Annotated in this window: 13 protein-coding genes; 9 read left to right on the top strand and 4 right to left on the bottom strand. The window is 72.0% G+C overall.

Translation table 11 applies throughout. The features are described from left to right. Positions 1-501: 501 nt before the first annotated feature. Positions 502-1410 carry a LysR family transcriptional regulator gene (locus tag AC07DO_RS12730; protein ID WP_479059124.1) on the bottom strand — a complete coding sequence of 303 codons (909 nt, stop codon included), beginning with the start codon at positions 1408-1410 and terminating at the stop codon, positions 502-504. Positions 1411-1573: 163 nt separating this feature from the next. Between AC07DO_RS12730 and AC07DO_RS12725 the strand changes: the two genes are divergently transcribed. Next, the gene (locus AC07DO_RS12725; RefSeq protein WP_479059122.1) at positions 1574-2869 is read left to right on the top strand and encodes an SGNH/GDSL hydrolase family protein; all 1296 of its coding nucleotides are present in this window, start codon (positions 1574-1576) and stop codon (positions 2867-2869) included. Continuing rightward, entirely contained in the window at positions 2869-4320 is a 1452-nt protein-coding gene (locus tag AC07DO_RS12720; protein ID WP_479059120.1) for an MFS transporter, read from the top strand. Before AC07DO_RS12725 ends, AC07DO_RS12720 begins: the two co-directional genes overlap by 1 nt. On the opposite strand, the gene AC07DO_RS12715 is transcribed toward AC07DO_RS12720, so the two are convergent. Both AC07DO_RS12715 and AC07DO_RS12710 read right to left on the bottom strand, forming a co-directional pair. Further along, positions 4305-4700 carry a hypothetical protein gene (locus AC07DO_RS12715; protein ID WP_479059118.1) on the bottom strand — a complete coding sequence of 132 codons (396 nt, stop codon included), beginning with the start codon at positions 4698-4700 and terminating at the stop codon, positions 4305-4307. The two genes, AC07DO_RS12720 and AC07DO_RS12715, sit on opposite strands and share 16 nt — an antisense overlap. 66 nt (positions 4701-4766) lie before the next feature. Next, positions 4767-5183, bottom strand: a complete 417-nt coding sequence (locus AC07DO_RS12710; protein WP_479059116.1) for an SH3 domain-containing protein — start codon at positions 5181-5183, stop codon at positions 4767-4769. A gap of 157 nt (positions 5184-5340) precedes the next feature. On the opposite strand from AC07DO_RS12710, the gene AC07DO_RS12705 reads away from it, so the two are divergent. The 5 genes from AC07DO_RS12705 (at position 5341) to AC07DO_RS12685 (ending at position 11295) form a co-directional block, all read left to right on the top strand. Continuing rightward, on the top strand, positions 5341-6357 hold the full coding sequence (locus tag AC07DO_RS12705) for an ATP-binding cassette domain-containing protein (RefSeq protein ID WP_479059114.1): 1017 nt from the start codon (positions 5341-5343) through the stop codon (positions 6355-6357). After that, complete coding sequence (locus AC07DO_RS12700) at positions 6354-7202, top strand: ABC transporter permease (protein ID WP_479059112.1); 849 nt, start codon at positions 6354-6356, stop codon at positions 7200-7202. Before AC07DO_RS12705 ends, AC07DO_RS12700 begins: the two co-directional genes overlap by 4 nt. 66 nt (positions 7203-7268) lie before the next feature. Beyond that, positions 7269-8108, top strand: a complete 840-nt coding sequence (locus AC07DO_RS12695) for a hypothetical protein (RefSeq protein WP_479059110.1) — start codon at positions 7269-7271, stop codon at positions 8106-8108. Positions 8109-8236: 128 nt separating this feature from the next. After that, positions 8237-9247 (top strand): endonuclease/exonuclease/phosphatase family protein, encoded by a 1011-nt coding sequence (locus tag AC07DO_RS12690; RefSeq protein ID WP_479059108.1) that lies wholly within the window; start codon positions 8237-8239, stop codon positions 9245-9247. Positions 9248-9291: 44 nt separating this feature from the next. After that, positions 9292-11295, top strand: coding sequence for an FUSC family protein (locus tag AC07DO_RS12685; protein ID WP_479059106.1), 2004 nt, complete (start codon positions 9292-9294; stop codon positions 11293-11295). Between the two features lie 120 nt (positions 11296-11415). On the opposite strand, the gene snpA is transcribed toward AC07DO_RS12685, so the two are convergent. Then, positions 11416-12081, bottom strand: coding sequence for a snapalysin (gene snpA / locus AC07DO_RS12680; RefSeq protein ID WP_479059105.1), 666 nt, complete (start codon positions 12079-12081; stop codon positions 11416-11418). A 222-nt stretch (positions 12082-12303) separates the two neighbouring features. On the opposite strand from snpA, the gene AC07DO_RS12675 reads away from it, so the two are divergent. Continuing rightward, positions 12304-13302 (top strand): LysR family transcriptional regulator, encoded by a 999-nt coding sequence (locus tag AC07DO_RS12675; protein WP_479059103.1) that lies wholly within the window; start codon positions 12304-12306, stop codon positions 13300-13302. A 193-nt stretch (positions 13303-13495) separates the two neighbouring features. Next, positions 13496-14785, top strand: coding sequence for a hypothetical protein (locus AC07DO_RS12670; protein ID WP_479059101.1), 1290 nt, complete (start codon positions 13496-13498; stop codon positions 14783-14785). Positions 14786-14791 lie beyond the last annotated feature (6 nt).

Raw genomic sequence — 14791 nt, 5'->3', positions numbered from 1 at the left:
CGGCCGCGAAAGGTGATGACCCTAGCGGCGATGCCGCGCGGTGGGCATGGCCGCGAACCGTGGCGGCCATCCACGTTGGACCGGTCCGCACCAGGCAGCGAAAGCCGATGACCCACCCCGAACCGTGGGGACGACTCACGTTGGGCCGGTCCGCACCCGGCCGCGAAAGGTGATGACCCGAGCGGCGAGGCCGCGCGGTGGGCGTGGCCGCTACCGTGGCGGCCGCCCACGTTGGACCGGTCCGCACCCGGCAGCGAGAGGGGATGACCCATCCCAGCGGCCCCGTCGCCCCCACCCCTGGCCGTCCGGGTCAAGGTCTGCGTGCGGTGCAGGGACGGGAGTCAAGGGTGGAGCGCAGCGGAATCGGCGCAGCCGACGCGCAGCGCAGCGGAGCGCCCTTTACTCCCGGCCCGGAACCGCCACACTCCGCGAAAAACCGGGCGGCCCCGGTGCCCATCCGGTACGGGCCCACCGAAGGCCCCGGCCCGGCCCCGCCCCGCCCTAGTACGCCGCAGGCCCCCCGTTCGCCTCCACCGCATCCCGTACCGCCCGGATGAACCCCTCCACCCGTGCGTTCGTTCCCGCCGCGCGGTGGACCAGCGCGACATCGGCGGACGGTACGTCGTCCAGGGGGACGAACGTGACGCCGGGTCGCGCGTAGTACTTCTCCACGGACGCGACGACCGGTGAGATGCCCTGTCCCGCCGCGACGAGCGTCATCAGTTCCTGGAAGGACGCCACCGCCCGGCCCCGGCGGATCTCGCGGCCGCTCGGCGTGCGCGGCGGCACGTGGAAGTCCCACCAGTACGCGGGCGCGCCGTTGACGACGCCGAAGAACGTCTCACCCGCCAGCTCCTCCAGGGAGACGGAGGCCCGTCCGCCCAGCGGGTGGCCGAGCGGCACCGCGAGCAGGCGCGGTTCCCTGATGACGACGGGGCCCACCGTCAGATCCGGCTCACGCACCGGCAGGCACGTGAAGAGCAGGTCGATCTCGCCGCCGCGCAGCGCGCCCAGCGGATCCTGGAACTGGGTCTCCCGCATCCGTACCTCGACCCCCGGGCTGCGCTCCCGGAACAGGGTCAGGATCGGGGCGGTCAGCGTGCCCGCGCCCGCGCCGAGGAAGCCGACGTTCAGCTCGCCGCCGACGCCCCGCGCCGCGTCCTTGGCGCGGGCCACCGCCGCCTCCATCTCCTTGTGGAGCGGCGCCAGATCGTCGTACAGCTGACGCCCCAGCGGCGACATCCGCACCACACGGCTCGTGCGCTCGAAGAGCGGGGCACCGATCTTGCGCTCCAGCTTCTTCAGCGTCTGGCTGACCCGGGCCTGCGAGAGCAGCAGACGCTCCGCCGTGCGGCCGAAATGCAGCTCCTCGGCCAGGGTCAAGAAGGTCTCCAGCTCTTGCCGCTCCACCGCATACCCCCTGTGACCTGCATCGATAAGCCTGAGCGTGTCGATCGTTCCACAGATCGCCGTTGATGGGGGACCGCGATCGGCGGATCTTTGAGGAGTCAGGACGGCGGCCCGCCGAACGGCCGCCCTCCCTCTGCGACCCCTCAACGACCTGGAGTATCCGATGATTTCGCGTGCCCGCACGACCCTCGCGACCACTGCCACCGCCGCCGTGCTCGCGCTGACCGCCGGTCTCGCCGTGACCGGCGCCCAGGCCTCCCCCGCGCGCCAGAGCCAGAGCCGGAGCCAGGGCAAGGAGGCTTCCTGGACCGCCGCGTGGGCCGCCTCCCCGCAGCGCCCCAGCACCGGCTTCAAGCCCAACTGGTCCGAGGCCGGCTTCGACGACCAGACACTCCGCCAGGTCGTCCGCGTCACCGAAGGCGGCGACAGAGCCCGCATCCGGCTCTCCAACGCGTACGGGAGCTCGCCGCTGCGGATCGAGAGCGCGACGATCGCCCGCACGCGGAAGGGCGCGGCCGTGGAGAAGGGGGCGCTCACGCCGCTCACCTTTGGTGGAAGGACGGGCGTCACCATTCCCGCGTACGGGCAACTCCGCAGCGATACCGCCCGGTTGGAGCTCGAACCCTTCGAAACCGTCACCGTCACCCTCCACCTCTCCGGTACGACCGGGCCCGCCACCTTCCACGCCCAGTCCTTCGCGACCAGCTACCGCGCCGACGGGAACCACACCTCCGACGCGGACGGCCGGGCCTTCGGCGAATCCACGGAGTCCTGGTACTACCTCTCCGGCGTGGACGTCGGCGACTCCCGGGCCCCGGCGAGGCGCGACGGCGTCGTCCTCTTCGGCGACTCCATCACCGACGGGTTCGCGTCCTCCACCGACCGCGACCGCCGCTGGTCCGACGCGCTCGCCGAACGCCTCGACAAGGCGGGGAAACCGCGCCCCGTCCTCAACTCCGGCATCGGCGGCAACATGGTCCTCAACGACTCGGCCTGGTACGGCGAGAAGAGCGCCAACCGGTTCGAGCGCGACGCCCTCGACCTGCCCGGCGTCGGCACGGTCGTCGTCCTCGAAGGCCTCAACGACATCGGCTTCAGCGAGACCGACAAGCCCACGTACAAGCCCGCCCCGGTCGTCTCCGCCCGCGAACTCATCAACGGTCACCGGGCGTTGATACGGGAGGCGCGTGCGAAGGGCGTGCGTGTCGTCGGCGCCACCCTCCTCCCCCTCGGCGGCTCCGACCACTACGGCAAGCACGCCGCCGCCGTGAGCGACGCGTTCAACCAGTGGGTACGGACCTCCGGCGAGTACGACGCGTACGTCGACTTCGACAAGGCCCTCGCCGACCCGAAGGACCCCGAGCGCATCGCCCCCGCGTACGACAGCGGCGACCACCTGCACCCGAACGACGCGGGTTACCGGGCCATGGCCCGCGCGGTGGACCTGGAGACCCTGTGATGACCACGACCACGGCCACGGCCACGGCCACGACCGTGGTCGCGCCCCAGGCTCTGACCGGGCGGCAGAAGCTCGTTCTGGCCCTTCTCCTCGGCTCCCAGTTCATGATCGCCGTGGACTTCTCCATCCTGAACGTCGCGCTTCCGGTCATCGGGGAAGGGCTCGGGTTCGCCCTCGGCGACCTCCAGTGGATCGCCACCTCCTTCGCGCTCGCTGCCGCCGGATTCACGCTCCTCTTCGGCCGGATCGCCGACCTCTTCGGGCGCAAACGGCTCTTCGTCGGCGGCATGGCGCTGCTCGGCCTCTCCTCGGCCCTCGGCGGTCTCGCCACCACGCCGGAGGTTCTGCTCACGGCGCGGGTGCTGCAAGGACTGGCCACGGCGGCCGTCACCCCGGCGGGGCTCGCGCTGCTCACCACCGCGTTCCGTGAGGGGCCGCTGCGGGACCGGGCCCTCGGCCTCAACGGCGCGCTGATGTCCGCCGGCTTCACCGCCGGCGCCGTACTCGGCGGGCTCCTCACCGAACTGCTCTCCTGGCGCTGGGCGTTCTTCATCAACGTGCCCGTCGCGGCCGCCGTCGTCACCCTCGCGCCGGCCCTTCTGACGGACTCGCGGATCGTGTGCAAGCACCGTCTGGACCTGCCGGGCGCGGTCACCGTCACGGGTGGTCTGCTGGCCCTCGTCTACGGGCTCACGCGGGCCGGTCAGAGCGGCTGGACCGAGCCCCTCGCGCTCGGCGCGCTGCTCGCGGGCGCGGGTCTGCTCGTCGCCTTCCGGTTCGTGGAACAGCGCTCGCCCGCGCCACTCGTGCCCGTGCGCATCATGCGGCGCCGCTCGGTCGTCTGGGGCAACACGGCCGGTCTGATCGCCTTCGCCACGGAGACCTCGCTGGTCTTCCTCATGACGCTCTACCTGCAAGAAGTGCTCGGCTACTCCGCTCTCGCCACGGGGCTCGCGTTCGGCGTCCTCGGCGTCGGCACGGTGGTCGGCGGGCTGCTCGGCGGCCGGACCGTGACCCGGTTCGGCGGACGGGCGGCGATCCTCGGCGGGGGCGCGGTGCAGGCGGCCGCCACGGTGTCGCTGGTCGCCCTGGGGACGTCGGGCGGCTGGGTGCTTCTGCTGCTCGCCGCGGCGTTCGTGGGCGGCGTCGGCAACATGCTGGTGATCGTGGGCTTCATGGTGACCGCCACGTCGGGGGTCGCCGACTCCGAGCAGGGCCTGGCGACGGGTCTCGCGACGATGACCCAGCAGGTCGGCATCACGCTCGGCATCCCGGTGATGAGCGCGATCGTGGCGGCCCGGACAGGAGGCCGCGTGGATCCGCAGGGCGTCCTGTCCGGGGTCGGCGTCGCGGTCGCCGTCAACTCGGGTCTGGTGCTCGCCGCCTCACTGCTCGTGGCGCACCGGCTCGGCGGCGGGCCGGGGAAGGCCCGGGGTCACTCGGTCGTGTAGTAGCGGTAGAACAGCACCGCGAAGACACCCGCCGCGACCACCAGCGCCATCACGGTGGACCGCAGCACACTCGCCCCGCCCAGGCTGTAGAGGAAGCCGAACGCGATGCCCGCGACCGCCGTCCAGGACAGCGCGCGCGGTTCGCGCGGGAGCGAGGGCGCGAGGCGGTGCAGGGCGAACATGACGGCGGCGAACACCAAGCCGGTCACCACGCCGAACATGACGTTCCCGGTGGTGATCGGCCCGCCGTCGCGCCGGATCGCGCAGGCCCAGAGGCCGTAGACGACCCCCGCGAGCAGGGCGAGGCCCGCCCAGCGGGACGCGGAGGCCGGGGTCGTGCGGGCGCGGGGCGCGTAGTGGACGGGTGCGGTGTGAGCCATGACGGTTCCCTTCGCCGTACGTCGGACGACAGACGTCAGTGGTCGGAGAGCAGCAGCGGTCAGAGGTCAGTGGTTGTGGTGTGCGCAGGGGTCGCAGTCCTGGTGGTCTCGGTGGTCCCTGTCGCGCCACTGCGGGCAAGGGTCCTCGGACGACGAACCACAGCTCGGCACGTGACGGCCGCCCGTGTCGACGTACTCCGCGCTCACCCAGCCGCGTTCGCCCTCCAGCCAGTACCAGTGCGGGTTGCCGTGGACGGACATGCCGCGTACCGCGCATTTGACGCGGTCCTCGCTGCCGTACGGCATCTTCGCCAGGATCCTGCCGTGCGTACTCGGCTCGTCCCTGACCTTCAGGTCCGGGCCCGAGACGACGGTGCCCCAGATGGGACTGTCGTTGTTGTGGGCGGGAGCGGCGGTAGCGGTGGCGGTGGCCGCAACGGTTCCGAAGGTCAGCAGCGCCGCGACGCCCAGAGCGATTCGCATGATCAGCCTCCTCGCCCCCTCATCCAGGTAACACCCGATCGGCCGAGCGCTCCACCGGAAGCTTTCCCACGCCGGAATCGATGAGTTTCCGGGGCGGCCCCGGTCTGCCCTCATGACGAATCCTTTACCTCTTGCTCCTGTGAGAAGGCGGGCGGACATGAGCAGCATGGCCATCGAGACCGCGGGTCTGGTGAAGACCTTCGGCGACAACCGCGCGGTCGACGGCATCGACCTCACCGTCCCGGCCGGCACGGTCTACGGCGTACTGGGACCCAATGGGGCGGGCAAGACCACGGCGGTCAAGATGCTCGCCACCCTGCTGCGGCCCGACGGGGGCGAGGCGCACGTGTTTGGACACGACGTCGTGCGCGAGGCGGACGCCGTACGCAGCCGGGTGAGCCTGACCGGGCAGTACGCGTCGGTCGACGAGGACCTGACCGGCCTGGAGAACCTGATCCTGCTCGGCCGCCTCACCGGCCACTCCAAGCAGGCGGCGCGCGGCCGTGCCGGGCAGCTGCTCGGAGCGTTCGGGCTCACGGAGGCGGCGGCGCGGCAGGTGAAGAACTACTCGGGCGGCATGCGGCGGCGCATCGACATCGCCGCGTCCATCCTGAACACCCCCGACCTGCTGTTCCTCGACGAGCCGACGACGGGGCTCGACCCGCGCAGCCGCAACCAGGTCTGGGACATCGTGCGCGCGGTCGTCGGCCACGGCACGACGGTCCTCCTCACCACGCAGTACCTCGACGAGGCCGACCGGTTGGCGGCACGGATCGCCGTCATCGACCGCGGGAAGGTCATCGCCGAGGGCACCAAGGGCGAGCTCAAGGCGTCGGTCGGCGCGGGCTCGGTGCACGTGCGGCTGCGGGAGGCCGCGCGGCGCGAGGAGGCGGCGGGGCTCCTCGCCGCGGTGCTCGACGCGCACGTGCAGCGGGAGCCGGACCCGGTCGCGCTGACGGCGCGGGTGGGGACGGACGGGGGGGCCGCCGGGCCGGGTGGGGGCGGCGCCGCCGAGCAGGCGTCGCGGGCGCTGGCGGAGCTGGCCCGCGCCGGGATCACCGTCGACGACTTCTCGCTGGGCCAGCCGAGCCTCGACGAGGTGTTCCTCGCCCTGACCGGCACGGACGCCTCCCACCAGACCCCCGCCGACCTGAAGGAAGAGGCCACGGCATGAGCACCGCAGCCACCACCGAGGCGCAGGAGCTCGCGCCCGTCAGGACCGAGTCCCTCGCCGAGCTCCTCATCGCCACCGAGCGGCCGCCCCGGCCCACCGCGCTGTCGGCCTGCCTCACGTTCGGCTGGCGCGCCATCCTCAAGATCAAGCACGTGCCGGAGCAGCTCTTCGACGTCACGGCGTTCCCGATCATGATGGTGCTGATGTACACGTACCTGTTCGGGGGCGCGCTCGCGGGCTCCCCGTCCGAGTACATCCAGTACCTGCTGCCCGGCATCCTCGTGATGTCCGTCGTCATGATCACGATGTATACGGGCGTCTCGGTCAACACCGACATCGAGAAGGGCGTCTTCGACCGCTTCCGTACGCTGCCGATCTGGCGTCCGTCGACGATGGTCGGCTATCTCCTGGGTGACGCCCTGCGCTACGCCATCGCGTCGGTCGTCATCCTGACCGTCGGCCTCATCATGGGCTTCCGCCCGGACGGCGGCTTCGTCGGCGTCGTGGCCGGGATCGCGGTCCTGCTCGTCTTCTCCTTCGCGTTCTCGTGGATCTGGACGATGTTCGGGCTGCTGCTGCGCACCGAGAAGTCGGTGATGGGCGTCAGCATGATGGTGATCTTCCCGCTGACGTTCCTCAGCGACATCTTCGTGAAGCCGGAGACGATGCCGGGCTGGCTCCAGGTGTTCGTCAACAACAACCCCATCACCCACTGCTCGTCGGCGGTGCGCGCCCTGATGGACGGCACGTCGCCGACGACGGAGCTGGCGTGGACGCTCGGCTGGGCGCTGCTGCTCGTGGCGGTGTTCGGGCCGGTGACGATGCGTCTGTACAACCGTAAGTAGGCGCTGTTGCCCCATATGCAGTCACCCCGGTCGCGCCCCGCGTGACCGGGGTCTTGCCTGGGAGGCGTGCCGAAATCCGTCCGCGGTCCGCTGTCCGTCGCCCTCCTGGTCCTCGCCTGCGTCCTGGTTCCGCTCGGCGTGCTCTCCATCTGGGCGAAGTACGAGATCGGGGACCGGGACAGCTACGTCGCCACGATGGCGCCGCTCGCCTCCGACCCGGCGGTGCGGGCGGCGGTCGCCGACCAGGTCACGGGCTCGGTGATGAAGGAGATCGACGTGGGCCCGCTCCAGGGCACGGTCGAGTCGTTCGTACGGGACGCGGTGGGGTCGTTCACGGAGACGGCGTCGTACAAGACGGCCTGGAACGCGGCGAACCGCGCGGCGCACGACGCCGTGCAGTCGGCCCTGAACGACGACTCGAACGGCGAGGTCACCATCGACCTCGCGCCCATCACCCAGCAGGTCAAGCAGCAACTGGTGGACGACGGCGTCCCGTTCGCGTCGAAGATCCCCGTGAAGCACACGGACATCACGGTCCTCCAGTCCAAGGACCTCGGCTGGCTGTGGAAGAGCTTCCACGCGCTGCAGGTGGCGGGCGTCTGGCCCGCGGTCGCGGCGGCGATCCTGGCCGCCGCCGGCATCCTCCTCGCCACCCGCCGCCGCGGAGCGGTCCTCGCCACGGCCCTCGGCATGGCACTCGGCGCGGCGATCCTGGCCGCCGCGGTGGCGATCGGCCGCGCCCTCACCCTCGACGACCTCCCCACGGACATCTCCCACGACGCGGCGGGCGCGGTCTACGACGCCCTGACGGAGACGCTCCGGGTGACGGCGTGGGTGATCATCGGAGTGACGGTGCTGGTCGCGGCGGCGACATGGCTGGGACCGCGCATGCGCCGCCGCACCTGACCTGTCGATCGGCCCGCGGGCAACCGTCGTCCGGTGTGTCCCGTCTCTGGGGGAGGATGCGGGCAGGCGGGATGTGGGATCTCGGTGGTGGTGGTGAGAGGGGTGGCTTCTTGGACGGCGCGGGCGGTGTGACCGTTGGGTCCGGGGTCGAAGAGGTGACCGGCCCGCCCGAGCCGCGGCGGCGGGTGGGGCGGGTTGCGGCGTGGGGGGCCGGGCTGCTCCTTGCCGGGGTCAGTGTCGTCGTCGGGTTCCGTGTGGCCGACTCCGACGGGGTCACTCCCGTGCCGCAGATCCTCGCGTTCCTGCCGTGGCTGCTCGTGCCCGCCGGTGCCGGGCTGCTGATGGCCGTGCTCGCGCGGTGGAGGGTCGGGATGCTGTGGGGGGTCGTCGTGCTGGGGGTGGTCGCCTGGTACGTCGAGCCGTACGGGAACACCGACTCGCCGAGCGGGCCCGCCGTCGCCGAAGTGCGGGTGCTGACGTCCAACGTCGAGTTCGGGGGCGGCACGGAAGGGCTGATCGACGCCGTCCGTGAGGAGCGGCCCGATCTGCTCTTCGTCGAGGAGTGCGACTTCGCGTGCTCCGCGCTGCTCCGCAAAGAGCTGCCCCGCTCCGACTACCCCCACCGCGCGTCCGTCGAGGCGTCCGGCGCCGAGGGCTCCGTCATCCTCGCCAAGATGCCGCTGAAGAGCGCGGACGGCGTCGAGGGCACCCTCGGCATGCCCGGCGCCGTCGCCGACGTGGACGGGCACGACGTACGGGTCCAGCTCGCGCACCCCATGCCGCCCGTGCCGCGCGGAGTCGACCTGTGGCAGTCCGAGCTCCGCGGCATCCAGGAGTACGCCGCCGCCGGAAACGGAGCGCCCACCATCATCGCCGGGGACTTCAACGCCACCCAGGACCACGCGGCGTTCCGGTCGGTCCTCGACGAAGGGCTCCGCGACGCCGCCCGCCTCGCCAACGCCTCCCGCACCCCGAGCTGGCCCGCCGCCGCCCCCGCCCCGCTCGGCGCGCAGATCGACCACGTCCTCGCCACGCCCGGCTTCTCCGCCCGCGACGCCCGCTTCCTGGACATCGGGAACACCGACCACCGCGCCCTCGTCGTCACACTCACCCTGCACGAAGCCGAAACAGAGCGTTGATCCGCCGGCCGGGGCAAGCAACGTAAAGCGCCGATAATGGGCGCATGCCCCGAGAGTCCCGCCCCGCCCGTCCGGTCTCGCTGAGCCCGCTCACCCCACCCGACTGGCTGGTCAGGTCCCTCAAACCGCAGTCCGCGCCCATCCCCTGGGCGGCCGTGGCCCGCGCCTCCGTGGCGATGGCGCTCCCCCTCGCCCTCGGCATCCTCGCCGGACAGCCCTCGTACGGCGCGCTCGCCTCCATGGGCGCCCTCTCCGGAGTCATCGGCGACACCGCCGACGCCTACCGCATGCGGATCTTCAACATCGCCGTCCCGCAGCTCTTCGGCGCCCTCGGCGTCACCCTCGGCTCGCTCGTCTTCGGGCACGGCTGGGTCGCCGTCGGCGCCGTCACCCTCGTCGCGCTGGTCTCCGGGATGATGTCGACGATCGGCGCGGTCGCCTCCGTGTCGGGCCTGCTGCTTCTCCTCAACTGCGTGGTCGGCGCCGGGCTGCCCATGCCGGGGCAGTGGTGGCTCGCGCCGCTCCTGATGACCGGCGGCGGCCTCCTCGTCCTCACCCTCGCCCTGCTCGCCTGGCCGCTCCGCTCCGGCGTCCCCGAACGCGCCGCCGTCGCCGCGTCCTACCGCTCGGTGGCCGCGCTCCTCGACGCGGCGGGCACGGACACGTACGACGAGGCGCGCACCGAGGTCACCGCCTCGCTGAACCAGAGCTACGACCTCGTCCTCGCCCGACGCACCCGCGACCACGGCCGCAACCCCGAACTCGTCCGCCTCGTCGCCCAGCTGAACGCCCTCACCCCCGTCATCGAGGCGGCCCCCGCCGCCGACCAGGCCGCCCGCCACGCCTGCGTACGCCTGCCGCCCGAAGTGCCCGCCGCGGTCCGCGCGCTCGCCGACGCGGTGGAGCGGGGCGAGACCCCGCACACGGACCCCGCCGAGGCACCCGCCCGCGCCGCGGCCCGCATCCCCGAACCCCAGGACCACGCCGCCCGCGCCCTCGACCACGCCGTCCTGCACGCCGCGGAGACCCTCGCCGACCCCGACCCGCTCGGCGTCATCGCGGCCGACGACCGCCTCGGCCGCCCCGCCGCCCTGCGCGTCCGCGCCCGCCGCGCCGCCCGCAACGTCGTCCTGTCCGGCGCCTCCTGGCGCTACGGCCTGCGCCTCGCCCTCTGCATCGGCCTCGCCCAGTCCCTGGTCTCGATCATCGACGTACCCAGGTCGTACTGGGTGGCGCTCACCGTCACGTTCGTCCTCAAGCCCGACTTCGGCTCGGTCTTCTCCCGCGCCGTCCTGCGCGCGCTCGGCACGGCCGCGGGTCTGGTGGTCGCGGCGGCCGTCCTCGCCGAGGTGCCGCACGGCTGGTGGGACGTCCCCGTGATGATGCTGCTCGCCCCGCTCATCCCGGCCCTCACCACCCGCGGCTACGGCTACCAGACGGCAGCCATCACCCCCGTCATCCTCCTGCTCTCCGACATCCTCAACCACCAGGGCCTCGGCCTCGTCGTGCCGCGCCTCGTCGACAGCCTGATCGGCTGCGGGATCACGCTCGTCGCCGGGTACCTGCTCTGGCCGGAGAGCTGGGGCACGCGGATCGGCGACCGGCTCGCCGACGCGGTCGCGGACACGGCGCGGTACGTGGAGTGCGCGTTCGGCGACGGTGACCCGGCGGCCCACGCCCGCATGCGCCGCGGCCTCTACCGCGACCTGTCCGTCATCCGCTCCGAGTTCCAGCGCGCCCTGACCGAGCCCCCGCCCACCGGAACGCGCGCCGCCGCGTGGTGGCCCCTGGTGGTCGCCGTCGAACGCATCCTGGACGCCACGACGGCGGCAAGGGTCCGCATCCGGCACGGAGCGCAGGCCCCCAAGCCGGACGAGGTGGCCGAAGTGGCCCACGAACTACGCGGCCTGGCAGACCGCCTGCGCGCCTCGGTGAACCTGGAGAAGGGCCACGTCGACTTCACCGACGACGCCGAGGACAGCGTCCTGGAACCCCTGCGCCAGGAGGTGGCGGCGGCCCGAGCGGTGGCGTCACCGCAGGGTGGATAAAAGGGGCGCGGGGAACCGCGCGACGGCACCGCGGGGTAGCAAAGGGGCGCGGGGAACCGCGCGACCAGCCAACAGCCGGCCCGCAGTTCCCCGACGACCTAGTCCCGTCTCAGCCCGCGCTCAGCGGCCGTTGACCTTGTGCAGCGCCTTCGCGAGCCCGTTGGCCCACAGCTGGTCCACCTGCCCCCGCTCCGTCGCGTCCGGCTGCGAGTTCGTGCAGGACGGGCCGGGCCCGCCGCCCGACATCAGCTGGCTGCACGGCCCGTCGTACGTGTCGGGCAGCCCCAGCACGTGCCCGGTCTCGTGCGCGGTGACACGCGTCGAGTCGTACTCCTTGTTCTGCGCGTAGTCCAGGAAGATGTAGCCGCCGCCGTGGCCGTCCGTGCTCGCGTACGAGCCGCGCGGGTCATTGCCCTCGCGGTACTCGAAGCTCGCGCCCGAACTGCCCTCCTGAAGCTTCACGTTGGAGACCGAGCTGTTCCAGATGGACGTGGAGCTCGCTATCTGCTGGGCGAAGGTGGGGGCTCCGGACGCGTCGTACGTGACGGTCACGGACTTCGCACCGGGGTTGGCCGCACGCTTCTCGGCAACCGCCTTCACGACGGCCTCGAAGAACGCCTTGTTGGCCTTGGCCTCGGCGGCCGACCCCTCGTACTGCGCGTACGAGGCGGTGGCGGACACCGGCGCCGGCGCGGAGCCGGCGGTCGACGCGGTGGCCGAGGTCGCGCCGAGTCCGGCGACGGCGAGGCCGAGGGCGGCGGCGACAGACAGGTAACGCTTGTTCATGTGTGGGGGGCTTCCTACTCGTTCCACGACCGCGTGGGGGCGATCGATGAAAGGTGAACGGTTCGGTAGCTGTGAGTGTCGGGGAGCGTGAGGCGCGTGGGAATGATGGCAAGTCGCGATAGCCCGGAGCTATCGCCAGGACCCGGCCTGCCCAGAACGGCCGGTTCTCATGGGGTTTGAGTGTCTGGTGCAGCGGCCGTACCGCCTCTACGCTCAACGGCCATGGAGCTCGAGGTGAGGCACCTCCGCGCGCTGTGCGCCATCGCCGACACCGGCAGCCTGCACAAGGCCGCACGGCAGCTCGGCATGAGCCAGCCGTCGCTGACGACCCAGCTGCGGCGGATCGAGCACGCGCTCGGCGGCCAGCTCTTCTCCCGCGAGCGCACGGGTTGCCGCCCCACCCAGCTCGGCCGGGTCGTCCTCAGCCGCGCCCGGCCGCTCGTCACGGAGATGCGGGCGCTGGTCGCCGAGACGAAGGCGGCCGCCGCGCGCACCGCCGAAGGGCCGCAGCTGCGCATAGGCTCCACGGCGAGCCGCGCCATACCGGGCTGGCTGCGCAAGCTGCGCGCGCGCCTGCCCGGCACCGAGATGTCGCTCCAGATGGACGTGTCCGCGAACGCGCTCCTGCGCATGGTGGAGACCGGCCACCTCGACATCGCCTTCGTGCACGAGGTGGAGGGCTGCCCGCTGCGGCTGCCCGAGAGCCTCCGAAGACGGGTCCTCCTCGACCGGGAGCCGCAGTTCGTCTCCCTCGCCGCGGACCATCCGGCGGCGGACCGGCCCGTCGTACGCCTCTCCGACCTCGCGGAGGACCGCTGGATGGTCGACCCGACGGTCGACGGCGAATGGGACGGCCTGCGCCGCGTCCTGACCGCGGCCGGGCTCAACCCCCGTGTCCTGCACGGCGATTACCTCACCGCGTCGTCCCTCGTCGCCACCGGCGAGGTCGTCGCCCTCTGCCAGCCGACGTCGCGCGGCAGGACCGACATGGCCGTACGTCCGCTGTACGGCGACCCCCTCGGCGTACGCCTCATCCTGGCGGCACGCACGGAGGAGGAGATCGACGCGGTCTACGGGGAGCTGGAGGCCGCCTACTGGGAGGCGGCCCGGCAGGCGCCCGCCTATACGGAGTGGCTGCTGAGGTCGGGCGACGCCCGGGGGACGAGCGGCGGGGCGGCCGGTGGGACGGCTGGCGGGACGTTGGTCCCCGCAAGCAGGTGACCTTCGGCAAACCCCCCTCTGACCTGCGCTTTTACCTAATTTACGGTACTGGGTCCCGCCCTGGGCGCACTTGTTACATTCCCTACGGATGACGCACACATGGCGCCCGTAACTTCATGTCTGTCGCCACCGCAAAGGGGCGCAAACACGGACAACTCGACCCGTAGCCTGAGTAACGAGGGAAGTCACCGCCATGCGCGCCACCCGCCGTACCTTCCGCACCGCCGCCATCGCCACCGGAGCCATCGCCGCGCTCGCCGTCCCCACCACGGCCGCGTTCGCCGCGGACGCGCCCTCGACGCCGCAGGGCCAGGTCGCGCAGGACGACCAGCAGGGCACCCAGGACCGGACCGGCAAGGACGAGTCGGCCAAGGACCAAGACCAGAAGCAGGACCAGGACAAGAAGCAGGACGAGAACCAGGACAAGTCCAAGGACGACCAGGGCCAGACCGACCAGGACCAGACCGACAAGGACAAGGCCGACAAGGACAAGGAGCAGCCCCCCGTCCCCGGCGGCTGGGAGTCCAAGGGCACCACCGACCTCGGCAAGGGCTGGACCGCGAGCGTCGAGGTCAACGCCTCCGCCCGCACCGCCAAGGCGACGATCTCCCTGAACGGCGCCGCGAAGGGCTCCCTCACCGCCTACGAGAAGTCCGCGTCCACGACGATCGACGGCAACACCTTCACCCTCACCCCCGACGGCACGGCCACCGCCAAGCTCACGGACAAGGGCAGGGACAAGGACAAGGACCCGGTCGTCGGCGGCTGGGAGTCCAGGGGCACGACGAACCTCGGCAAGGGCTGGACCGCGAAGGTCGACGTCAACGCGTCGGCCCGGACCGCCAAGGCCGCGATATCCCTGAACGGCAAGCCGAAGGGCTCGCTCACCGCGTACGACAGGTCCGCGACCACGAGGATCGACGGCAACACCTTCACCCTCACGCCGAGCGGCACCGTCACGATGAAGGCCGCGCCGACCCCGCCGAAGCCGAAGCCGGGCCACAAGCGCGTCTTCGTGCGCGAGTACAGGAACCTCGGCGGCAGCGGCTTCGACGCCAAGGTCTACAAGGTCACGAACGGCTACGAGGCCGACATGATCGCCAAGGCGCCGGACACCGGCAAGAAGTCGGTCTGGGACACGCTGAAGCAGTCCGGCGACAAGCCGGCGTACGGGCAGCACAACGGCGCCCACTTCGTCCTCAACCCCGACGGCACCATGAAGGGCTGGACCGAGGGCCGGACCAACGGCAACGGGCACCACCACAACAACGGCACCACGCCGAAGCCGCAGCCCCACCCCCGGAACGACTCGCGGCAGGTCGTCCCGAAGGGCGGCGTCAAGGCGGGCGCCGACGGCGTCGACGCGGGCTCCTCGTCCTCCGACGACACCCCGCTGATCGCCGCGGGCAGCGGCATGGCGGCGGCGGGCGCGGCGGGCCTCGGCTTCGCGATGTACCGCCGCAAGCAGAACGGCCGAGCGTGATCCGAC

The sequence above is a fragment of the Streptomyces sp. NPDC045678 genome (assembly GCF_056432085.1).
The sequence above is the reverse complement of the archived record's forward strand: the minus strand, read 5'-3'. Positions and strand labels throughout refer to the sequence as shown.